Raw genomic sequence first — 22,499 nt, 5'->3', positions numbered from 1 at the left:
GGAATGAAATTCCACGTCGTAGTCCGCGTCTTTGAGAAAGCGCATAGCGGATTGAGCGAGCGGGTTCCACTTGTTTCTTCTCCCCGCCGGGGAGAAGGTCGCGGCAGCGGGATGAGGGGGCAAGGGTAGCAGTATTCGGAGAGCTTGCCCCCTCATCCGACCCTTCGGGCCACCTTCTCCCCCTCGGGGAGAAGAAACATGCGGCAACGTCGTGCCGCATATTGTTCTTTCACATCAGGCCGAAACGGCCAGTTCGCGCCTCTCCCGATCCGCGATGATCGACAGATCGAGTACCTTCTGCAGATTGGCCGCATGACGGAAATCCGGATCGGCGGGGCCGCCCTCCATCACCGCCTTGGCGAATTTTTCGTAATTCGTCGGCACCGGGTCGACATCGATGGTCTTCCAGATCGCCTTCTCCACATCCTCACCAATGCAGGCCCGCAGGCTGGAATAGTCAGGCGTGTGGATCACTTCCAATGCGCCCTTGTCACCATGGATGCGCAGGCGGAGTTCGTTGAGGTGGCCCGTCGCCCAGCGGCTGGCGTGGATGACGCCCATGGCGCCGTTCTCAAGCTCGGCGGTCATGGTGAAGCTGTCATTGGCGTCGAGATCGTAGACGCCGATCTTGTTGCCCTCATATTTGTCGAAGGTCTTCAGCCGCGTGAAGATGCGCTCCACATCGCTGCCCGCGCCATAGGAGGCAAAGTCGAGAATGTGGATGCCGACATCGCCCAGCACGCCGTTGGAGCCGTGCTTGGTAGAAAGCCGCCACAGCCACTTGCTCTCCGTCATCCAGTCGCCCCAGGCCTTGGAAACGAGCCAGCTCTGGAGATAGGAGGCTTCGAGATGCCGGACCTTGCCGATCTTGCCCGCCAGCACCATCTCGCGTGCCGCCTGCAAAGGGGCGACATTTCGATAGGTGAGGTTGACCATGGCGACGAGGCCGGCCTTTTCGGCCGCATCGGCCATTTCGGCGGCCTTGGCGTAGTTTTCCGCCAGCGGCTTTTCGCAGAAGACGTGCTTGCCGGCCGCCAGCAGCTTCAGGCTGGTGGGGTGGTGGATGGCGTCAGGCGTGACATTCGCCGCCGCGTCGAATTCACCCCAGGCGATTGCGTCATCCAGCGAGGTGAAGGAGAGCGGAATGTTGTGGCGGAGCGCGAAGCCCCGCACCACCACATCGTCCACATCCACCGCAGCCACCAGTTCGACACCGGGGATTTGAGAGAAATAGGTGGCATGGTTGTTGGCCATGCCGCCGGTTCCGAGAATGAGAAGTCTCATGGCTTTTTACCTGTAACCTGCTTCGCCTGCCTTGTGCAGCTTGGGGCCGCGTTCCTCGATCGGCTCCAGCGCCTTGTCGACGGGAACATTGGGGGCAGCGTGGATGCTCGTCAGTGCGCCGGCCGGATTATATGCCCATTTCACCGAATTGCTGATGACCTTTTGCACATTGGCGTCGTGATAGGTCGGATAGGTCTCGTGGCCGGGGCGGAAATAGAAGATGTTGCCCGCGCCGCGACGCCAGGTGAGGCCGGAACGGAAGACTTCACCGCCCTGGAACCAGGAGATGAATACGGTTTCCAGCGGCTCCGGCACGGAGAACTGCTCGCCATACATTTCTTCGTTTTCCAGCTCGAAATGCTCGGGCAGGTCGGCTGCGATCGGGTGGCGCGGATTGATCGTCCACAGACGCTCGCGTTCACCGGCCTCGCGCCATTTCAGTGCGCAGGGCGTACCCATCAGCCGCTTGAACGGCTTGGAGAAATGGCCGGAATGCAGGACGATGAGGCCCATGCCTTCCCAGACGCGCTTGGCGACGCGCTCGACGATCTCGTCCTGAACCGCGCCGTGGTCCTTGTGGCCCCACCAGACAAGAACGTCGGTCTTGTCCAGACGCTCCTGCGAAAGGCCGTGTTCCGGCTCCTGCAGCGTGGCGGTGGTGGCGTTGATCTCAGGGTTCTGGTTCAGCGCGTCGGCAATGGTGTTGTGCATGCCGTTTGGATAGATCGAACGCACCGTCTCGTTGATGTGTTCGTGGATATTTTCGCCCCATACAACGGTGTTGATGGTCATTTTCATGCTCCTCGGTGAAAGCCGGGACCTTGGGTGATCCCGGCGAAAGTTGAATGTTCAGGCTGCACCCCGGGCGGGGTTGCGGGCTAATGCCCGGCCTTGCGCGTCGAAACGGTGGATCTGCGCCGCATCCGGCACGATGGCGATGCGTTCGCCCGCCTTGCGACCGGTCACACCCTCCTCGCGAACGACGATGGGTTCGCCGGCGCCAATCTCGACATAAATGTAGCTGTCCGATCCCAGCATTTCCGAGTGGACGATCTCGCCGCTCCAGCCGTTGCCATCGGTGGCGATGGTGATGTGTTCGGGGCGGATGCCGATGGTCGCGGCTCCTTCCGTCTCGGCATATTTGCCGGCAAGGAAGTTCATCTTCGGCGAGCCGATGAAGCCGGCAACGAAGGTGTTGACCGGGCTTTCGTAAAGCTCAAGCGGTGTGCCGATCTGTTCGACGCGGCCATCGCGCAACACGCAGATGCGGTCGGCGAGCGTCATGGCCTCCACCTGGTCGTGGGTGACGTAAATCATCGTCGTATCATGCATCTCGCGGTGCAGCTTGGCGATCTCCAGCCGGGTTGCGACACGCAGCGCCGCATCGAGGTTGGAGAGCGGTTCATCGAACAGGAACACCTTCGGATCGCGAACGATGGCGCGGCCGATGGCGACACGCTGGCGCTGGCCGCCGGAAAGCTGCTTCGGCAGGCGTTCCAGATAGGGCGTAAGCTGTAGCATCTCGGCTGCCGCTTCGACGCGCTTTCTGCGCTGTTCCTTGTCCGCACCTGACAGCTTCATGCCGAAGGCCATGTTCTCGAACACGGTCATATGCGGATAAAGCGCATAGGACTGGAAGACCATGGCGACGCCGCGCTTGGCGGGCGGCAGGCGGTTGACGGCTTCTCCGTCAAAGGAGAGCGTGCCGCCAGTGATTTCCTCGAGCCCGCAGATGAGGCGTAGCAGCGTGGACTTGCCGCAACCGGAAGGGCCGACGAAAACCATGAACTCGCCGGAGCGGATGTCCATGTCGATGCCCTTGATGACATCGAAGGCGCCGAAGGATTTGCGAAGATTGCGCAGTTGAATGGTGGTCATAAGTTTTCTCCTAGCCTTTGACGCCGCCGGCGGTGAGGCCGGAAATGATGCGTCGCTGGAAGATAAGAACGAGGACGACGAGCGGGGCGGTGACGATGACGGAGGCCGCCATGATCGTTCCCCAGGGGATTTCAAACTGCGAACCGCCCGAAAGAAGTGCGATGGCGACGGGCACCGTGCGCTGTTCGTTCGATGAGGTGAAGGTGAGCGCGAAGAGGAACTCGTTCCACGCCGCAATGAAGGCGAGGAGCCCTGTGGTGACGAGCGCCGGCCACATCAGCGGCATGAAGACCTGGGTGATGATGACCCATGGCGTTGCGCCATCGACGATTGCCGCTTCCTCGATTTCGATCGGCAGGTCGCGCATGAATGTCGTCAGCACCCAGACAGTGAAGGGCAGAGTGAAGATCATGTAGGAAAAGATCAGCGCGAGCGGCGTGTTGAAGATGCCAGCCCAGCGGATCAGTTCGAACAGGCCGGCGAGAACGGCGATCTGCGGGAACATCGAAACCGACAGGATGGTGAGCAGAAGCAGCGAGCGGCCCCGGAAGCGAACGCGAGCCAAGGCATATGACGCCGTTACCGCAAGGAACAGCGACAATACGACGACTGAAGATGCAACGAACAGCGAATTGCCGAGATTGCGCAGGAACGTGCCGTTGCCGATGACGAAGCTGTAATTGGTCAGCGAGAATTCACGCGGCCAATAATTGACCTGGAACAGCGCCGAGCCGGATTTAAGACTCGTCAGGATCGCGTAGTAGAACGGGAATACCGAAATCACCATGATGATGGCGACCAGCGCATAAAAGGCGGTGGTTTTCAGGATGCTTGGCAGGGTCATCGCGAAGCTCCATCGGTGTTGACGCGCCCGAGCCACATATAAATCACTGTGATCGAGGCGATGATGAGAAACAGCATGGTGGAGGCGGCGGCGCCATAGGCGAACTTGTCGAAATCGAACAGGTTCTCACGCGCCAGCACCGACATGGTGCGGGTCTGGGCGTTATTCGGCGTCAGAATGTAGATGAGGTCGAAGACGCGCATCGCATCCAGCATGCGAAAGATGACGGCGACCATGAGGGCCGGCCGGATCATCGGCAGGGTAACGCGGAAGAACACCTTGACGGGGTGGATGCCGTCCACCTTCGCTGCCTCATACATGTCCTTCGGCACCATCTGCAGGCCGGCGAGGATGAGCAGCGCCATGAACGGCGTCGTCTTCCAGATATCGACGATCAGCACGGCGACCATCGCGGTATCCGGATTGGCTGTCCATGCGATCTTGTGGGAGATCAGCCCGAGATTGAGGAAGAGGTCGTTCAAGATGCCGAACTGGTCGTTCAGCATCCACGCCCACATCTGCGCCGAGACGATGGTGGGAATGGCCCATGGCACGAGGATGGCGGCGCGCACGAAGCCGCGTCCTCTAAACTCGGCGTTCAGAACCAGAGCGACGATGAGGCCGAGCACGGTTTCGAAGCTGACCGAGAGGATGGTGAATTTCAGTGTGTTCAGAACCGCACCCCACCAGGCGGGATCGGCCAGAAGGCCGCGATAGATCGTGCGGCCGCTGCTGAGCGTGATCCAGCTCAGGTAGTTCTTGAAGCCGACGAACTGCGCACCGTCGAGATTGGTCAGCGATGCGTCGGTGAGGCTGAACCAGACAGTGCGCACAAGCGGCCAGCCGGCCACCAGCGCCAACACCAGAAATGTGGGGGCAAGAAACAGCCAGGCGGATTTCAGCCGTTCCGATTGAAGATCCGAACCGGTGCCGGATGCCGCGACCGGTCTTTGAAGGGTGGTGTCATTCATGGGGACATCTCGCGGTTGGGGCGCGGGAAACGATCAGGCGAGACCGCTTCCCGCGCGAGCCGGATTACCAGCCGTTGCCTTTGAGATCGGTCAGTTCCACCTCGAGCAATTCGAGATTTTCAGCCGCCGTGCCATTGCCGGAGAGCGTGTTGTGGACCGCACCCCAGAACTTGGCCGAAACCTCGTTATATTTTACCTTGGCCGAGGCGGAAGGACGGGGAACAGCGGTCTGGAAGATCGGCTTCCAGGTCGGCATGAAGGGCTGTGCCTCCGCAACGTCCTTGTCGTCGTAAAGCGAGGCGATCGTCGGCATGTTGGAGAGCTGGATCGCACGCATCTTCTGGGTGTCTTTCGATGCCAGGAATTTCACCAGCTGGATGGCGGCTTCCTTGTCGTCGGAATATTTCGAAACGGCGAGGTTCCAGCCGCCGAGTGTCGAGGCAGGTGCTTCGCCTTCTGCGCCTGCCGGCAGCGGGGTGACGCCGAACTTACCCTTGATGGCGCTGTCGGCGCCATTTCCGAGTGCGTAGGCATAGGGCCAGTTGCGCATGAACACGGAATTGCCGGTCTGCCAGACGCCGCGCGCTTCCTCTTCCTTGTAGGCAAGCACGCCCTGCGGTGCGATTGTGCCGACCCAACCCTTGGCGGCTTCGATCGCGGCTGCGGCTTTCTCGTTGTTGATGGAGATATCGCCATTGGTCTCGACGATATGGCCGCCGCCGGCGGATGCGATCCATTCCAGCGCGTTGCAGGTCAGGCCTTCATAGGCGCTGCCCTGGAAGACGAAGCCCCAGAGGTCCTTCTGTCCACCCTCCCGCTCCTTGTCCTGAATTTCCTTGGCAGTCTCGCCCAGTTCCTTCCAGGTTTTCGGCGGCTGCTTGCCGTATTTTTCCAGAAGGTCCTTGCGGTAGAACAGAGCGGGTGCATCGGTAAACATCGGCATGGCGACTAGTTTGCCGTCCACGGTCTGTGACGCAACGATGGAGGGGAAATGATCGCCGATGACGTCCTTGGTCGCTTCGGTCAGATCCACGAACTGGTCGGAGAGCTGCGGCGCCCAGATCACGTCGGTCTGGTAGACGTCGACATCCTTGTTGCCGGCGGCAAGCCATAGCCGGTACTGGCTGAATTGTTCGCTTGATGAAGAAGGCATGGTGACGAGATTGACCTTGTGGCCGGTCTCTTTCTCGAAGGCGGCGATCCGCTCGCGGAAGAACGCGATGTTCTTGCCGGTGGAATTGGCGGCGATGGAAAGTTCGGCCGCCTGCGCCGAAACTGCCGCGGAAAGTACGCTGCCGCACAGGAACAAAGTCTTCATGGAAATATTCATTGTCAAACTCCTCCGTTGACGCTTCCGATTGTCCTCAAAATTGAAAGCGCTTTTGACTGGCGTGAGGCTCTCAAAAGCGGATCAATCTGTCAATACTCTTTCTAATTGTGTGAAAACTCGGCATTTCCGACGATGATTTTGCGGTGTTTGCTTTTCGAAATGACCGACTGTAAGGTTTCAGATGGATAAAAATTGAAATCGTTTTCAATTATTGTCCGCTTGAAAAATCTGCGGCGGCAACGCATGCAGAGGCAAATTGGCGAAAAACATGAAACTCAAGGAATTCGCAGAAAAGGTTGGGCTATCGCCCACCACCGTCAGCCGTGCGCTTGGCGGCTATCCCGAGGTGCGCGAGCAAACGCGGCAACGGGTGATGGAGGCTGCGCTGAAATACGGCTACCGGCCGAATGCCAACGCCGTGAGGCTGGCAACGGGCAGGGCGGGCGCCATCGGCGTCGTCATGGGCCGTTCGGGCGGCGGGCATTTCTTTTCGGAATTCATGGGCGGCATGGCGACCCGTCTGGAACAGGAAGAAACCGACATTCTCGTTAGCGTCACCGTGGACAATAATCTCGATGAGGAGCTGGCGATTTTCAGCCGGCTGGCGGCGAGCGGCCGGGTGGATGGCATCATCGTGCATTCGCCGCGCCCCGAGGATGAGCGCATCGCGCTGCTCAACCGGCTGGGCGTGCCTTTCATCGTGCATGGCCGCTCCAAGACGCCATTCGAACATGCCTGGCTCGATATCGACAACCACGATGTAACCTATCGACCAACGATCCATTTTCTGGAGCGCGGCCATCGCCGTATCGCGCTTATCAACGGTCCGGTGGGGCGCACCTTCGTGCAGGATCGTGAGCAGGGTTTTCGCGACGCCCTGGCAAAACACGGCATTACTCCGGATCCGCGCCTGATGATGAGCGAGCATTTCAGCGAGGATGCCGCTTTTCGCTTTGCCCGCTCGCTGCTGGAGCAGACGCCGCGCCCGACCGCCTTTGTCGCTGGTGCGATGATGACGGCGCAGGGCGTTTATCGCGCCGCAAATCAGCTGGGTCTGACGATCGGCAAGGATGTCTCCGTCATCGCCCATGACGACGTGTTTCCTTATCTCACGCCGGAAAGCATGATGCCGCCGCTTTCCACCACCCGCTCGCCCATGCGCATGGCGGGCATGCGGGTGACGGACCTGTTGTTGCAGATTATCGGCGGTCGTCCGGTTCGTGAGGTTCAGGAATTGTGGCCGGTCGAGCTGATCCTGCGGGAATCGGTCGGCCCTGCCTGAGCTTCTGGTCATAGCTCACTGATTCCACTCCGTTTTGTGAACGTCAGTTGATAACGTTCGCCTTTCGTCATCTATACGTCCGCGCTGCCTCATGTATAATCGGAACAGTTACGGGTGTTATGGAACAGGACCCGGGCCGGCGCGTTGAGGGGACGTGTCGAAGGAGGTGGACGGATGTTTGAATTTTTAAAACCGCAACAGCAGACTGTGATTGATGACGTCGAGGCGACCGGCACCTATGCCGATGCGCTGCTCAACGTTCCGAGCCCGGAACTTACCCGTTCGACCGCGCGCGAGCATGGTCACGAGGCTCATTCTCGCGATTATTGCGAAAACCGGGATATTTCCCGCAGCGCGCTCGGTTTCGCCTGAGCGTCGCAAAAACCTTCTTAAAAAACGGAACGGACCGGCCGTGCCCGCGTTTCCCTGTACGACCCGCAGGGCGGCGCAACCGGACCGAAGGGACCTGACCGGCATTTGACCGATGGGCAAATTGGGTGTTGCGCCGCCCGATTGGCGACGGCGCGAAGGCGTTGTCCAAAGAGATAAAAACGCAGCTTGTGTCCATTGCGGCAGAGCGTGTTTATCAGGAGGCCGCCAATGCAAACCGTTCCCGTCGAGCCCTATCCCGAACCGCCGATGCCCGTGCCGCCGCAGCCGGATATCCCGCCGGTCGAAGAGCCGGAACCCGACAGGCTGCCGGACGAGGCGCCGGTACCCAATCCCGACGAAAATGACGGGCCGCCGAGGGTGCTCTCGTCTTTCACGGGTCTCCATTCTCGAATTTCTTGCTGACGAAAGTCGAGTCCTTCAGCCCGAAGCGCCACGGGTATTCCGTCGCGCGGCTGATGCCGATTCGCCTGCCGCTGGTGATGGCGGCGGCTTCTTTCGGCAACCGCAGGAAAAACGGTGGTGCGTTCAACGGCGCGCCGTCCATCTCCCCCGTAATCGCGAGCGCCTGGCAAAGTCGGCCTGGACCTGAACAGAGAAGTTTCGGCTTGTCAGTTCCCCGGCGCAGTTTCATCATGTCTATACCGGTGATCGGCTCGATGGCGCGCAGAAGCACGGCGGAGCCCGGAGCGCAGACAAAGTTGGCGCACCAGTGAATGCCGTAGGACCGGTAGACATAAAGACGGCCGGCCGGGCCGAACATCGCCCTGTTGCGCGGGGTCTGCCCGTTGAAACTGTGGGATGCCGGGTCGTCTGGATGGTAGGCTTCGGTTTCCACGATGATCCCGCCGGTATTGCCGATGCGGAACTCCGCGCCGATGAGGGCGCGAGCCACATCCACCGCGTCGCGCAGGAAGAAACTCTCCTGCATTTCCGGGCCAAAGGCTTCATCCATCCGGAACCCCTTCTGCTCTGTGTAGTTCTGAAGTCAGCTTATTCGTTTCCCCGCACCGGTTTTGCCGGTGTTTCCCAAACCGGAGGGCATGTCATGCAACTTTCGACGACCTATGTAAAACGCAATAACGGGGTTATCTCCGTCGAGTTCGTCGGCAGCGACGGTGACCAGGTCTCTGTTCGCCTTGCCGATGGTCTTGAAGGGATCGATGATGCGGAGGCCATCAAGCGGGCAAGTGCGGTGCTTGTCCAGCTGACCGCCTTCGGAACGCGCCATGGCGCGGATGCGCCTTCGCAATTCTCCGCTCTCGGTACGGGGCAGGACGAAGCGCCGCACGGCAAGGCGAGCGCCCGCACATCGAAGGATCGCGACATTCTGGAGGAGGAGCTGGAAGAGGGGCTGGAGGACAGCTTTCCGGCGAGTGATCCCGTCTCGGCAACGGTCACATCCATCGCTTCCCGAAAAGGAGGGTTGTAATAGTGGCCGATCGCAAAGTTGCTCTGGTAACCGGCGCAGGCTCCGGCATTGGGCGCGCCGCCGCCCTTCATCTGTCGGCGCAGGGTTTCTCGCTCGGTCTGTTGGGCCGCACCGAATCGGAATTGAATGATCTCGCCCGGGAGATAGACCTCGCATCCGGCTCTTCGAAGGTGCTTGTGGCCGATGTGGCGGATGAGGCGGCGATGCGTCACGCGGTCGCAGCGCTGGTTGGGAATTTCGGCCGGCTCGACGTCGTGGTGGCGAATGCTGGCGTCAACGGCGTCTGGGCCCCCATCGATGAATTGAAGCCGTCCGAATGGGACGACACGATCCGCATCAACCTGCGCGGTACCTATCTCACCGTTCATGTAAGCGTGCCGCATCTGAAGGCGGCCGGCGGCGGATCGATCGTTATCATCTCGTCAATCAATGGTACCCGCACCTTCACGTCGCCCGGTGCTACAGCCTATTCCGTGACGAAGGCCGGGCAACTTGCCATGGCGCAGCAGCTGGCGCTGGAACTGGGGCGTCACCGTATTCGCGTCAATGCGGTGTGTCCGGGCGAAATCGAAACGGCGATCGATGAAAATACCGATATACGCGGGCGGGAAAAAACGGAGGTTCCTGTCCGTTTTCCAGCCGGGGATATTCCTGTGACCGACGGCGTGGCCGGGACGAGCGAGGACGTCGCCGCGCTGATCGGTTTCCTGGCGACGGATGCATCCCGTCACATTACCGGCACGCCGGTATGGATCGATGGCGGCCAGGGGCTGCTCCGATAATCAGGGCGTCCAAGCTCAACGCCAACGGCATCACGGGCTTGTGTCTCTATGATTAACGAATGGGTAACGTCTGTTCACGAGACTTTGTACATGGGCGAGGTTGCCGTGTTGTGGCCACCTTCGATAGTTAAGCGTCTGCCGGAAAGGCGGGCAAATCAGGCGGGCAGAACGATCCATGGGCATGCAGGCATTGCTGGATTTCGCGGTTGCGGGGTTGCGGCATCGGGTAAAAGCAGGGGCAAGAATGGCTGCGATCGTCGCGATCGGCGGCGGACTTGCGGCGTGCACCTCCATGGGCCTCGACAGTGTCAAGAAAGACCCGCCGAAACTGTCGTCCAAGATGATGGCGCAGATGTCGGCCAAGAGCATGCGCCCAGAAAGCCCGGTCCTCGTTCGCATTTTCAAGCAGGAAAGCGAGCTCGAGGTCTGGAAGGTCGACAAGACAGGTAATTACGCGCTGCTCAAGGCCTATCCAATGTGCCGCTGGTCCGGAAAGCTCGGCCCGAAGATGAAGACTGGTGACCGGCAGGCGCCGGAAGGTTTTTATCATGTCTCGGCCGGCATGCTGAACCCGAACTCCCAATATTACGTTTCCTTCAATCTCGGTTATCCCAACCGGCTGGAATCGGCGCTCGGTTACACCGGCGAGGCGCTGATGGTGCACGGCGCCTGCTCCTCTTCCGGCTGCTACGCCATGACGGACGCCCAGGTGGGTGAGATTTACGCTATCGTCGCGCGTGCATTGCAGGGCGGACAGGACCGCTTTCAGGTGCAGGCCTATCCCTTCCGCATGAGCGCCCGGAACATGGTGGCGCATCGGGATGACCCCAATATGCCGTTCTGGAAGACGCTGAAGGAAGGCTACGACTATTTCGAGGTAACGCGCCGGCAGCCCAAGGTTTCGGTCTGCGGCCGCCGTTATGTCTTCAACAGTGAGTTTGCCGGCGGCGAGCCTGCCGATCCGCTGGCGGCGTGCCCGCCGGCCGTCAACCAGCAGGATCCGCTGGTGGCGTCGAAACTCGGTGAAGAGCAACAAAAACTTGCCGCCGCGATGAGCGAGGGAACTTCTGCCCCGCTCAGCGCGTATGTGGACGGCGGCATGCATCCAAGCTTTCGGGCCATTCTGAAATCCAGCGGCGCCAAGGCCATGGCATCGCAGGTTTCCGGCACGAAGTACCCTATCAGCCGCCCGGAGGCGGCGCTGGCAGATCCCTTTGCCAGCGTGAGATGACGTAAATGAGGTTTTTCAATTGAACGAGACGACAACGACCCGGCGGGGTTTCCTGCTTGGAGCAGGTGGACTGGCGCTTGCCGGCCTTGCGGGCTGCAACACAACGGCGCGTGAGGCCGCCCGACCAGCGGCGCCTGCCGAAGACCCGCTGTATGCCGCCATGTACGGTCCGAGGCCTGACGAGCAGTTCCCGCTGCCGGAAATCCCCTATAAGCGGATTCCGCGCCAGTTCCTGCGGCAGATGGTGGCGAACCCGACCGGCGAACGCCCCGGCATCATCGTGGTCGATACGGCCAACCATTTCCTCTATCTCACCTATGAGAATGGTCAGGCGATGCGCTATGGCGTCGGCCTAGGCCGTGCAGGCTTCGAATGGTCCGGCCGCGGCGTCATTCAGTACAAGCGTCAATGGCCACGCTGGACGCCGCCCGATGAAATGGTCGCCCGCCAGCCGGAACTGGAACCCTATAGCAGCCGTAACGGCGGCATGGAGCCGGGCCTCAAGAACCCGCTCGGCGCGCGTGCGCTCTATATCTTCAAGGACGGCAAGGATACGATCTACCGTCTGCACGGCTCGCCCGAATGGTGGACCATCGGCAAATCGGTATCATCAGGCTGCGTGCGCCTGCTGAACCAGGATATCATCGACCTTTATAACCGCGTGCCTGATGGTACGCCGATCGTCGTGACGGCGCTCGGCCCGGCACAGCAGGGCGTGCCGATCGGCCAGGAAGGTGTGCCCGTGGCGCAATATGGCAATGGCGTAATCGGCGACGGCCTGTCGCAGCCGGTGCAGAGCTATTGATCGATGAAGATTGCCCAGACGCCAGAAATGGCGTTTGGCCAATTGCATCGTCCCACCCCGGATCTAGTCCGGCGAAAAGGACGCGTGTTTTCTTGGCGTCATCCTCGGGCTTGTCCCGAGGATCTGCAACCGATTGATCTTATTGGACGTGATTAGATCCTTGGGACAAGCCCAAGGATGACGTCAGCTTGGCGAGATTTGTCACTCATCTGATGACGCCATGCTTAGTTCATGCCCGAGATCGTCACCAACCGCTGCAGCATAGGTCGACATGACGGGGAGAGATATCCCCTCATCACCCATTGCCCTTATGCAACCCGGCGTGTCTCTCCCCGGCTGCCGGCAATTTCCATCTCAAGACGGAAACGCGATACCAGCGCGCGCAGCTTTGCCGTTTCGGCGGCAAGCGTTGCGGAGGCGGCGGTGGATTGTTCCACCATGGCCGCATTCTGCTGGGTGGCGTGATCCATCGAGTTTACGGCCGCGTTGATCTCCGCAAGGCCGGTCGATTGTTCGGCGGCCGATGTGGCTATCGCATTCATATGGCGGTCGATGCCGGCGATGCGTTCGCCGATATCCTTCAGCGCCGTGCCGGTATCGAGAACCAGCTTCACGCCGCTTTCCACCTCGGCGGATGACTGGCGGATATGATCGCGGATTTCGCTTGCGGCCTTTGCCGCGCGCTGGGCGAGATCGCGCACCTCCTGCGCCACCACGGCAAAGCCCTTGCCGGCCTCGCCGGCGCGGGCGGCTTCAACGCCTGCATTCAGCGCCAGAAGATTGGTCTGGAAGGCGATCTCGTCGATGGCGCCGATGATGCCGGTGATCTGCCGTGACGAGGTTTCGATGCGACGCATCGCCTCTTCGGCATGGCCGACCACTTCGACCGATTTCAGCGCGCTTTCGTTTGCGTCTGTGGCGGCGAGCCTTGCTTCCGCGGCGCGCTTGTTGGCGTTCGACACGTTGACCGTGATTTCATCGAGCGCTGCGGCCGTCTGTTCAAGTGAGGCGGCCTGATTTTCCGTGCGGCGGGAAAGATCGCCGGCGCCGGCGGCGATCTCGCGGCTGCTGCCGTCGATGGTGCCGATGCCATTAGATATGGCGAAGAGCGTTTCGGCGAGTTGCCGAACCGAGCTGTTGAAATCGTGGCGCAGGGCTTCAAATTGCGGGGCAAAGGCATCGTCGAGCTGGAAGGCCAGATCGCCGGACGCCAGCCGCTTCAGGCCGGCCGCGAGGCCGGAGGTGGCGATGCGCAACCGCTCGGACGCATCTTCCTCCGCCTGCCGCCGGGTTTCCTCCTGGTCGGCTTCCGCCTGCCGGCGGGCGATATCTGCCTGCTCTTCGAGCGCCCGGTTGGCAATGGCCGCCTGCCGGAATATCTCGACCGCGCCGGACATGGAGCCGATCTCGTCCCTGCGGTCGGTGCCGGAGGGTGGTTGCGACGTATCGCCGGCCGCCAGAATTTCCATGTTCTTCGACAATTGCAGAACCGGTCGGATAATCGATTTGCGGGTGAGAAGGAAAAGTCCGGCCGAGAAAAGCACGGCGAGAACCAGCAACCCCTTCAAAACGAGGTTGATGGTCGCCTTGGTCTTTTCGCTTTCGGCGGAGGCGGCGTCGGAGAGGGCTTCGATCTGGTCGCCGGCCGTTTCCATCGCTTTTTCAAGCGCCGAAAATTGCTGCATGAATTCGGGCATCAGCTTGAGAGCCTCTTCCTGACGGGCGCCGACAAGGCCGACAACCGCATTGGCGGCGTCAATATAAGCAAGAAGCGGTTTTTCGACGCCGTCGATGACGGCCCTGACATCGGTGCCGGCTGACAGAGACCTGTTTTCCTCGATCATCCGCCGGAAGGTGGATTCATGTTCCGCCAGATCGGCTTTTACCGCATTCAGGTCCAGGCCCATCTTTTCGTCGGAAGAAAGAATGGCGGCGAGCACGTCGGAACGCAGCGCGTCGTGCATCATGTCCGCCTGCATGTGGTTGCGAAGCACGTCGGCCGAAAGCGCCACATATTCGCCGTTGCGGTTTAGCGTTTCCGTTGCCCACATGCCGACACCCGTAGCGCTGCCGGCGATGAAAAAGATGGCGACGCTTGCCAATATTGTCTTCTGCTGAATCGACGCCATGGAACGTTCCCGCGCTGTTGGTTATACTGCGGGAAAATAATAGAACATGCTTAATAAATGATCTATTTTGCTATGTTCTTGATAAAAGCAAAAAAAGGCCGCAATTTTTATTGCAGCCTTTGCTTTATTAGAATTTTATATTTTAATTTGCGCGTTTCAGCGCCTCGCCGAGGATCGAGACGATATCGTCGAAATGGGTTTTTTCGGCGATCAGCGGTGGCGAAAGAGCGATGATGTCGCCGGTGACGCGAATAAGCAGGCCGCGCTCGAAGCAATCCGTAAAGACATCATAGGCGCGTGCGCCCGCAGCACCTTCGCGTGACTGCAGCTCGATGCCGGCGATGAAACCGATGGTGCGGATGTCGATGACGTTGGGAAGGCCCTTCAGGGAATGGATGGCGTCGTGCCAGACATCCTGCAACTCCGCCGCGCGGGTGAAGAGACCCTCATCGCGGTAGATGTCGAGCGTCGCGATGCCGGCGGCGCAGGCGACCGGGTGGCCGGAATAGGTATAGCCGTGGAACAGCTCGATCTGGTTTTCCGGCCCATGCATCAGCGCATCATGCACCTTGCGGCTGGTGAAGACCGCGCCCATGGGGATCGCACCGTTGGTCAGGCCCTTGGCGGTGGTGACGATATCTGGCGTAACGCCGAAATAGTTGCTGGCGAAGGTGGAGCCCATGCGGCCGAAACCGGTGATGACCTCATCGAAAATCAGCAGAATGCCGTGCTTGTCGCAGATGGCGCGCAGGCGTTCCAGATAACCTTTTGGCGGCACCAGCACGCCGGTGGAGCCGGCCACGGGTTCGACGATGCAGGCGGCTATGGTTTCCGCGCCATGCAGGGCGACCAGCCGTTCCAAATCGTCCGCAAGCTCTGCGCCGTGCTCGGGCTGGCCCTTGACGAAGCTGTTCTTCGCCGGATCATGGGTGTGGCGCAGATGGTCCGCGGGGATCTGCGGAAAAACGCGGCGGTTGTTGACAAGGCCGCCCACGGAGATACCGCCGAAACCGACGCCATGATAACCGCGTTCACGGCCAATCAGCCGGCTGCGGGTGCCCTGACCGATGGCGCGCTGATAGGCAATGGCGATCTTCAGCGCCGTATCAACCGATTCCGATCCGGAGCCCGTGTAGAAGACACGATCAAGTTTCGCCCCTTCCGGGCCGGGTGCGATTTCCGCCAGCCGCTCGGCGAATTCAAAGGCAACCGGGTGTCCCATCTGGAAGGAGGGCGCGTAATCCATGGTCGAAAGCTGGTGCTTGACGGCGGAGGCGATCTGCTGGCGACCGTGGCCGGCATTGACGCACCACAGGCCAGCTGTGCCGTCGAGAACCTGGCGTCCGTCATTGCTGGTGTAATACATGCCTTCGGCGCTCGTCAGCAGGCGGGGATTGGCCTTGAACTGCCGGTTGGCGGTAAACGGCATCCAGTAGCTGTCGAGTGAGGTGGAATTGGATCGGCTCGGGTTGTCCATGGTGGTCTCCTGTTCGTTACCGGTGATTGAAAGCTATTTTTGCGACTGAACAAGCCCTTTTCTCGCTGTGGCCAAGTCATTGAAAATGCTATAGGCCTCAACACAGATTTTCGATATTTCGAACAAGGGCAACGGGGAGCGGGCATGTCGGTGGATATAGGCGGGCGTTTGCGCCATTTGCGGCTGCGCCACAATATTTCCCAGCGTGAACTGGCAAGACGTGCCGGTGTCACCAATTCGACGATTTCGCTGATCGAATCCAACACCTCCAACCCGTCCGTTGGCGCTCTGAAGCGCATTCTTGACGGCATACCGATCGGCCTTGCCGAGTTTTTCGCTTTCGAGCCGGAGACAAGCCGGAAGGCCTTTTACCGGGCGGATGAACTGGTCGAAATCGGCAAGGGGCCGATCTCCTTCCGGCAGGTGGGCGAGAATGTCTTCGGCCGCAGCCTGCAAATCCTGAAGGAATGTTACCAGCCGGGCGCCGATACCGGCAAGGTGCCGCTGGTTCACGATGGGGAAGAGGGGGGCATCATTCTCTCCGGGCGTCTGGAAGTGACTGTTGATGAGGAGAGGCGCGTGCTCGGGCCGGGGGATGCCTATTATTTCGAAAGCCGCAGGCCGCACCGATTCCGTTGTGTGGGTCCCGTGCCGTGCGAGGTCATCAGCGCCTGCACACCGCCGACCTTCTGATACCACCGGATTTGGCGCTTGGCGCGGCGCGTGAAACGGCTCAGAGGGTAAAGTGGAGAGGATTCGATTGCCAGCTCTCGCATTTTTGCGTAGCTGCCATGTTCAGAATGCACTGTCGCGCCACTATTTTGCCGTCTTTGAGACCTTCTTGCGATTTTTCCATCGTTTTTTATTGGTGCAGTGGCAGTGTCGGGCAAAAAAATCCCCGCTAATATGTCAAATTTTATATGCATTGCCACAATCTTGCTGCGCTGCAACAAACTTTAATAGTCTTTTACAGGCATGTCTGTTCTTGGCGTTCCTGTCTCATCTGCGCAAGTCATAAGAAACACATAAGAAAAGACTGTAGACGCCACAAAACCCAATACATGCCGGCGCCACACCCATGCTCTCAACACATGGCCGCACGCCCATTTGTTGCTTTTTTATGCAACCGTTAATATTGCCCGGACGTTAATCGGCCGCTCGCGCAAGAAATCGCATAGACGGTTATGGGCAATGTGCCTTACAAAAAATCCATTAGCATCAAATTCCGAACACAGACTTGTTATCTCTTTTAGACGGAAAGACGCGCCTCCGGGCACCGACCAATCGCAAAACATAAATGGAGTTCTCTCTATGAAGTCCGCGACCCAATCGGCTGAACAGACACTCAGCAGCTCCGAAGATTTCGATGTCAGTTTCCCTATCGGGGGCATCGCAAAACGCAGCTTCGATATGACATCGGCTGCACTTGCGCTGCTCATCTTCAGCCCGATATTCCTGTTGATCGCCGCGCTGGTGAAATTGTCTGATCCCGGCCCGATCTTTTATGGCCACCGGCGTGTTGGACATAATGGCCGTTATTTCCATTGCCTGAAATTCAGGACGATGGCGATGAACGGTGATGAGATTCTGCGGCAATATCTTGCCGCCAATCCGGAAGCCGCCGAAGAATGGCGCGCCACCCGCAAGCTCAAGAACGATCCGCGCGTTACGGCTGTCGGCGCTGTGCTGCGCAAGCTCTCGCTTGACGAATTGCCGCAGCTCCTCAACATCATCCGCGGCGAAATGAGCGTGGTTGGCCCGCGCCCGGTCGTCGATGAGGAACTGAGCTATTATGAAAGTGCTGCCGCTTATTATCTCAGCACCCGTCCAGGCCTGACCGGCCTTTGGCAGATCAGCGGCCGTAACGATGTATCCTACAAGACCCGCGTCGCTTTCGACACGCAATATGTTCAGAACTGGTCGATGCGGCGGGATGTCTTCATCATCGTCAAGACCATTCCCGCCGTGTGCCTTTCACGCGGAAGCTACTGAAAACCGATATTGAGTTCGGCTTTATCGATCTTCGTTTCGACACGCACCCCGACCGGGATCCCAAGTCCGGTCTTTGGGTGCGTCATTGGTGCTAATCATACCGGCCGCTTTTTGCGGCGCTGCACAGCCGGCCTTGTCCGGTTGCGCGACGGCCGGATCGCCTGCATGGCGATCCGCTAACAGGGAGTTTCCCGATGAACGGCCTTATTGCTGCCGCCCACCGCCCATTTGTGGCCCTCGTTCTTGCCGCTTCCGTCGCCCTTGCCGCGCCGCTCTCCGCAACGGCTGCGGATGGCGCTCAATATAAGCTGGGTACGGCCGACAAGCTGCGTATCCGTGTTGCCGAATGGCAGCCGGCCGATGGCAGCATCCGCAACTGGGACGTCATCAACGGAGATTATTCCGTCGGCCCGTCTGGTGCGTTGTCTCTGCCTTTCATCGGGCAGCTGGATGTGGCGGGCAAGACACCTTCGGAGGTCAGCGAACAGATCGGCGCCCAGCTGCAGAGCAAGTTCGCCCTTCGCAACCTTCCTTCCGCTTCCGTCGAGATCGCCCAGTTCCGGCCGATCTTTTTGAGCGGCGATGTGCAGACGCCGGGTGAATATCCCTATGCCGCCAATCTCACCGTGCTGAAGGCGGTCAGCCTTGCCGGCGGCCTGCGCCGCTCCGACGCCGGGCAGCGTTTTGCCCGTGACTTCATCAATGCCCGCGGCGACGCCGCCGTTTACGACAACCAGCGGGCAAGGTTGCTCGCACGTCAGGCGCGGCTGATCGCCGAGGTCAAGGGTGACACGACCATCGCCAAGACGCCCGAAATGGAAAAGATCGGCGAAATCGACGTGCTGCTGGCCAGCGAAAGCGCGCTGATGAAGTCGCGCACCGAGCGTTACACCCTGCAGCTCAAGGCGCTGACCGACCTGCATGCGCTTTTGCAGAGCGAAGTCGAGTCCCTGAAGAAGAAATCAGAGACACAGAACCGCCAGCTTCAGCTTGCCAATGAGGACCGCGACCGCGTCAACCGGCTGAACGAGCAGGGGCTTGCGTTGTCGCAGCGGCGTATTTCCGCGGAAGAACGCGCGGCCGAGGTGGAATCCAACCTGCTCGATATCGATACGCAGTCGTTGCGCGCCAAGCAGGACATCAACAAGGCGACCCAGGACGAAATTAACCTGCGCAACGACTGGGTGGCGCAGCGCTCCAAGGAATTGCAGGACACCGAAGCGGAACTGGACAAGCTCAATCTGCAGCTGACCACCAGCCGCGAATTGATGTCGGAAGCGCTGGCGCAATCGGCCGAAGCGATCCGTTTCGATCCGTCGGGCAAGTCCGCGACGATCAGCTATGTCGTGGTGCGTGAGGAAAACGGGAAGCCGAAGGAAGTGACGGTGGATGAGAACGCCATGCTTCAGCCCGGCGACGTCATCAAGGTCTCGTCTGAAATCCTGATGCAGTGAGGTTTTTATGCGGATCGCCAAATCGGCGCTGATCGATCCCGAACGCAATGAAATCTACGGAATAACGGCGGTTGCGCTGTCATTCTTCGTTTTCGCCTATTCGTCGCGTTTCGGGCAAATCTCGGTTCTGGCCTATTATGGCATGTGGCTGCCGCTGGTGGTGGTCGATTACCGGCGCGTGCTCGGCAGTTATCCGCGTTACCTGTGGATTTTCGCCTTTGGCATTTTGACCGTTCTGTCCAGCTTCTGGTCGGAGGCGGCGTCAGTGACCATGCGCGCCTCCATCCAGTATATGACACATATCGTCTGCGCACTGATCGCGATGCGGGTGATCTCGATCCGGACCCTGACGCGCGGCGCGCTGATCGGCATCGCCGTCGTTCTGCTCTATTCGCTGCTGTTCGGCATCTATCTCTTCGATGCGCTTGACGGCACCTATAGTTTCGTCGGCGCTTTCTCCTCCAAGAACCAGCTCGGCTTTTATGCCTCGCTCGGCGTCATCTTTGCCGCCGCGTCGGTGCTGGTGCTCAAGCAAAGGGGCATCTGGCTGCCGATTGCCGGCGTCACCGGGCTCCTGTCGGCCTATAGCCTCCTTGCGTCCCAATCGGCCACATCCACTATTACCACGGCGGCGGTGGTCGCCCTCATCATCGGCTTCATTCCCATCGGCATGCTTTCGCCGGCGAACAGAAAGATGACGTTTTTCGTGCTCGGTGGACTCGGCGCATTGCTGGCGGTCGCTTCCCTGCAATTCGGCCTGCTTGACGCCATTCTCGGCATTTTCGGCAAGGATTCAACGCTGACCGGCCGCACCTATCTCTGGCAGCAGGGCATCGAGGCGGCAAAACAGACGCCAATCCTCGGCGTTGGTTATCAGGGGTTCTGGGTCGCGGGTTTTCCCGATGCCGAACGCCTTTGGAACGATTTTTTCATTACCGGCCGCACCGGCTTCCACTTCCACAATACCTATATCGAAACCGTGGTGGAAAACGGCTTTGTCGGCATGCTCCTGCTTGGCATGGTGCTTTACGGAACTTTGCTCGGGCATCTGCGCTCGGTGCTGATGCGCAAGAGCGATCCGCAGGGCGTTATCCTGTTTGCGATCTGCGCTCTGTTTGTCGTGCGTTCCTTCGTGGAGATCGACATCATCTTCCCCTACCAGATTGGCTCGTTCCTGCTTTATTTCGCAGCCGGGAAACTGTGCCTCCCGGCAAGGGCCGAAGAGGGTAGTGAGTCTCACCCGGCGATCGGCATGCGGCTACAGACGAGAGCCTAGAGATAATCCGCCGAGACATGCGGACTGGCGTGGATGAAACTCCACATGTCCTTGCTGACATCGACGATGTCGGCGATCGATTTTTCGAGTTGTCCGATTTCCTTCTCGTCCATGCGCTCGACCTTGCCGTAACGCACCTGGCTGTCATCCTCCACCAGCCGCATCAGCTGTGTGCTGGCGATTTCACCCTTCTCGTCGAAGGAATAGATGCAGTGATTATATTTGTTGCGCGTCTTCGCTTCCTTCTTCAGCCGCGCCATGATGGAGAGGATGGTCTTGCGATCCTTCGCATCAGTTGAGGGAAGCTTCGCCAGGCGCTCGATCAGATCCATACGCGCCCGCGTGGTGTTGAGGGTCAGGAACACGACGATGGCCGCTTCCTTCTCCACTTTCAGGAGATGGACGATCAGATAGATCATCAGGCTTTCGGTGTTGGTCCACACGTAATTCAGCCTGCCGACCAGCAGTAATACGTCCGACATCACCGCCATGCCCGCTTCTCCCACCCCAAAAGAATTATACGGGCATTATATGCCGACAGGGGCGGGATTGACAGTGTAAATCCCTGTTATTTCTTCATCTTTCCTTGAAAGCGCGGGACATGCTGTCGGAGATCGGCTTGGTCAGATATTCGAAGAAGGTACGCTCCGAGGTCTGGATCAATACGTCGGCAGGCATGCCGGGCACGGGATGGAAATTATGGACCTTGGCGATCTCTTCGTCGGGTATCTGGACGCGCACGATATAGACGTCCTTGACCTGAAGGCCGGCATTTTCCTCGATACTGTCGGCCGAAACGTAAAAGACCTTGCCGTTCAGAACTGGCGTGGTGCGGCGGTTGAGCGCTGAGAGGCGGATCGCGGCGGTCTGCCCTTCATGCAGCTGGTCGATGGAGGTTCTGAGCACCTGTGCCTCGAGAATGAGGGGAACATGGGCGGGCAGGATTTCCATGATCGGCTTGCCTGTCGTGATGACGCCCCCAGGCGTGTGATAATAGGCGCGCACCACGGTGCCGTTGACGGGAGAGCGGATGATGGTGCGTTCCAGCACTTCAGCCGCGCCGCGCACCTGTTCGCGCACGCTGTCGAGATCGGATTCTGCGGTTTCCAGCGCATCGAGCGCCGCCTGCTTGTTGGCGTTGACGGCGATGATCGCTTCCTGCCTGAACTTGGCGATCTCCGCCTCGCTCTGGTTCATTTCGCCGCTCAGCCGGGCGATATCACCCATCGCATCGGCAATGGCGCGCTCCAGCGCCAGCATGTCGGTCTTGCGGATGACGCCATCCTTGGCGAGCCTCTCCTTGGAATCGCGCTCCTGCGTCAAAAGCGCCAGTTGCCGGTCGAAGGACTGTTTTTGTCCGTCATAGCCCGCATAGCGGAACTCCAGCGACCGGATGTTCTTGTCGATCAGGTTGAGCTGCTCCTCCAGCTTGACGAGCTTGCTGTGGAACACGATGTTCTGGCTCTGGATGATGGAATTGATATCCGGGTCGCCGGCTTCCTTCATGACGATATCAGGCACCTTGAAGCTTCTTGCGCCCTGGGCCTCGGCACGCAGGCGCACCACGATAGTTTCGAGGCGAAGCCGGCGCAGCTGCAACATGCGTTCATTGGCAAGCGCCGTCGTCTTGTCCAGCGTCAGCAGAACGTCGCCTTCCTTGACCGTCTCACCTTCGCTGACCATCATTTCCTTGATGATGCCGCCTTCCAGATGCTGGACGACCTTGTTGTTGCCGGTGGCGACGAAGCTGCCCTGCGCGATGATGGCTGAGGAGAGCGGTGCGGTGCCGGCCCAAAATCCGAAGCCACCGAAGGAAGCGAGCAGCACGGCAAGACCAATCGAACTATGCAGGCGGATCGAGCGCGGCACTTCGCTATACCATTCGAGCTGGCCCTGGGGTTTGATTTCGGCAATGGCGTTTTTCTTCTTGAACATGATGGTC

22 protein-coding genes are annotated in these 22,499 nt (G+C 59.6%); 10 read left to right on the top strand and 12 right to left on the bottom strand.

What is annotated here, in order from left to right; all coding sequences use genetic code 11:
- Positions 1-234: 234 nt before the first annotated feature.
- The 6 genes from WDZ78_RS00875 to WDZ78_RS00850 form a co-directional block, all read right to left on the bottom strand.
- Entirely contained in the window at positions 235-1,284 is a 1,050-nt protein-coding gene (locus WDZ78_RS00875; RefSeq protein ID WP_026363972.1) for a Gfo/Idh/MocA family protein, read from the bottom strand.
- Positions 1,285-1,290: 6 nt separating this feature from the next.
- Complete coding sequence (locus WDZ78_RS00870; protein ID WP_425672050.1) at positions 1,291-2,076, bottom strand: ThuA domain-containing protein; 786 nt, start codon at positions 2,074-2,076, stop codon at positions 1,291-1,293.
- Between the two features lie 57 nt (positions 2,077-2,133).
- On the bottom strand, positions 2,134-3,162 hold the full coding sequence (locus WDZ78_RS00865) for an ABC transporter ATP-binding protein (RefSeq protein ID WP_425672049.1): 1,029 nt from the start codon (positions 3,160-3,162) through the stop codon (positions 2,134-2,136).
- A gap of 10 nt (positions 3,163-3,172) precedes the next feature.
- Complete coding sequence (locus tag WDZ78_RS00860) at positions 3,173-4,006, bottom strand: carbohydrate ABC transporter permease (RefSeq protein WP_425672048.1); 834 nt, start codon at positions 4,004-4,006, stop codon at positions 3,173-3,175.
- A complete protein-coding gene (locus tag WDZ78_RS00855; RefSeq protein WP_020011893.1) occupies positions 4,003-4,977 on the bottom strand; it encodes a carbohydrate ABC transporter permease in 975 nt (324 codons plus the stop codon). Before WDZ78_RS00855 ends, WDZ78_RS00860 begins: the two co-directional genes overlap by 4 nt.
- A 64-nt stretch (positions 4,978-5,041) precedes the next feature.
- Complete coding sequence (locus WDZ78_RS00850; RefSeq protein WP_020011892.1) at positions 5,042-6,307, bottom strand: ABC transporter substrate-binding protein; 1,266 nt, start codon at positions 6,305-6,307, stop codon at positions 5,042-5,044.
- Between the two features lie 268 nt (positions 6,308-6,575).
- Here WDZ78_RS00850 and WDZ78_RS00845 point away from each other — a divergent pair, with 268 nt between their 5' ends.
- Positions 6,576-7,589 (top strand): substrate-binding domain-containing protein, encoded by a 1,014-nt coding sequence (locus WDZ78_RS00845; protein ID WP_425672047.1) that lies wholly within the window; start codon positions 6,576-6,578, stop codon positions 7,587-7,589.
- 174 nt (positions 7,590-7,763) lie between these two features.
- Positions 7,764-7,961: a hypothetical protein gene (locus WDZ78_RS00840; protein ID WP_020011889.1), complete on the top strand. Its 198-nt coding sequence runs from the start codon at positions 7,764-7,766 to the stop codon at positions 7,959-7,961.
- A gap of 251 nt (positions 7,962-8,212) precedes the next feature.
- On the opposite strand, the gene WDZ78_RS00835 is transcribed toward WDZ78_RS00840, so the two are convergent.
- The gene (locus tag WDZ78_RS00835) at positions 8,213-8,356 is read right to left on the bottom strand and encodes a hypothetical protein (protein WP_020011888.1); all 144 of its coding nucleotides are present in this window, start codon (positions 8,354-8,356) and stop codon (positions 8,213-8,215) included.
- Complete coding sequence (locus WDZ78_RS00830; RefSeq protein WP_020011887.1) at positions 8,353-8,934, bottom strand: DNA-3-methyladenine glycosylase; 582 nt, start codon at positions 8,932-8,934, stop codon at positions 8,353-8,355. The genes WDZ78_RS00835 and WDZ78_RS00830 overlap by 4 nt, the downstream gene beginning before the upstream one ends.
- 93 nt (positions 8,935-9,027) lie before the next feature.
- On the opposite strand from WDZ78_RS00830, the gene WDZ78_RS00825 reads away from it, so the two are divergent.
- From WDZ78_RS00825 to WDZ78_RS00810, 4 genes are all read left to right on the top strand, one after another.
- The gene (locus tag WDZ78_RS00825) at positions 9,028-9,411 is read left to right on the top strand and encodes a hypothetical protein (RefSeq protein WP_020011886.1); all 384 of its coding nucleotides are present in this window, start codon (positions 9,028-9,030) and stop codon (positions 9,409-9,411) included.
- A 2-nt stretch (positions 9,412-9,413) separates the two neighbouring features.
- A complete protein-coding gene (locus WDZ78_RS00820) occupies positions 9,414-10,193 on the top strand; it encodes an SDR family oxidoreductase (protein WP_020011885.1) in 780 nt (259 codons plus the stop codon).
- 175 nt (positions 10,194-10,368) lie between these two features.
- The gene (locus WDZ78_RS00815) at positions 10,369-11,424 is read left to right on the top strand and encodes a L,D-transpeptidase family protein (RefSeq protein WP_026363969.1); all 1,056 of its coding nucleotides are present in this window, start codon (positions 10,369-10,371) and stop codon (positions 11,422-11,424) included.
- Positions 11,425-11,443: 19 nt separating this feature from the next.
- Entirely contained in the window at positions 11,444-12,229 is a 786-nt protein-coding gene (locus tag WDZ78_RS00810) for a L,D-transpeptidase (RefSeq protein ID WP_020011883.1), read from the top strand.
- A 308-nt stretch (positions 12,230-12,537) separates the two neighbouring features.
- Here WDZ78_RS00810 and WDZ78_RS00805 read toward each other — a convergent pair whose 3' ends face one another.
- Positions 12,538-14,358: a methyl-accepting chemotaxis protein gene (locus WDZ78_RS00805; RefSeq protein WP_020011881.1), complete on the bottom strand. Its 1,821-nt coding sequence runs from the start codon at positions 14,356-14,358 to the stop codon at positions 12,538-12,540.
- A gap of 142 nt (positions 14,359-14,500) precedes the next feature.
- The gene (locus WDZ78_RS00800) at positions 14,501-15,835 is read right to left on the bottom strand and encodes an aspartate aminotransferase family protein (protein WP_020011880.1); all 1,335 of its coding nucleotides are present in this window, start codon (positions 15,833-15,835) and stop codon (positions 14,501-14,503) included.
- Between the two features lie 144 nt (positions 15,836-15,979).
- Between WDZ78_RS00800 and WDZ78_RS00795 the strand changes: the two genes are divergently transcribed.
- The 4 genes from WDZ78_RS00795 to WDZ78_RS00780 all read left to right on the top strand — a co-directional run bounded on the left by WDZ78_RS00795 (position 15,980) and on the right by WDZ78_RS00780 (position 20,557).
- Positions 15,980-16,528: a cupin domain-containing protein gene (locus tag WDZ78_RS00795; RefSeq protein WP_003523802.1), complete on the top strand. Its 549-nt coding sequence runs from the start codon at positions 15,980-15,982 to the stop codon at positions 16,526-16,528.
- A gap of 618 nt (positions 16,529-17,146) precedes the next feature.
- Entirely contained in the window at positions 17,147-17,827 is a 681-nt protein-coding gene (locus tag WDZ78_RS00790; RefSeq protein ID WP_020011879.1) for a sugar transferase, read from the top strand.
- A 194-nt stretch (positions 17,828-18,021) separates the two neighbouring features.
- On the top strand, positions 18,022-19,281 hold the full coding sequence (locus WDZ78_RS00785) for a polysaccharide biosynthesis/export family protein (RefSeq protein ID WP_425672046.1): 1,260 nt from the start codon (positions 18,022-18,024) through the stop codon (positions 19,279-19,281).
- A 7-nt stretch (positions 19,282-19,288) separates the two neighbouring features.
- On the top strand, positions 19,289-20,557 hold the full coding sequence (locus tag WDZ78_RS00780; RefSeq protein WP_425672045.1) for an O-antigen ligase family protein: 1,269 nt from the start codon (positions 19,289-19,291) through the stop codon (positions 20,555-20,557).
- On the opposite strand, the gene WDZ78_RS00775 is transcribed toward WDZ78_RS00780, so the two are convergent.
- Together WDZ78_RS00775 and WDZ78_RS00770 are read right to left on the bottom strand one after the other, a co-directional pair.
- A complete protein-coding gene (locus WDZ78_RS00775) occupies positions 20,554-21,048 on the bottom strand; it encodes a hypothetical protein (protein ID WP_425672044.1) in 495 nt (164 codons plus the stop codon). The two genes, WDZ78_RS00780 and WDZ78_RS00775, sit on opposite strands and share 4 nt — an antisense overlap.
- Before the next feature lie 85 nt (positions 21,049-21,133).
- The gene (locus tag WDZ78_RS00770; protein WP_425672043.1) at positions 21,134-22,492 is read right to left on the bottom strand and encodes an HlyD family type I secretion periplasmic adaptor subunit; all 1,359 of its coding nucleotides are present in this window, start codon (positions 22,490-22,492) and stop codon (positions 21,134-21,136) included.
- Positions 22,493-22,499: the final 7 nt, after the last annotated feature.

The organism is Agrobacterium sp. M50-1, assembly GCF_049843495.1.
In the GTDB taxonomy this organism is placed as follows: Bacteria; Pseudomonadota; Alphaproteobacteria; order Rhizobiales; family Rhizobiaceae; genus Agrobacterium; species Agrobacterium radiobacter.
Note: the sequence above shows the minus strand (reverse complement) of the source record. Positions and strands in the feature narration are given on the sequence as shown.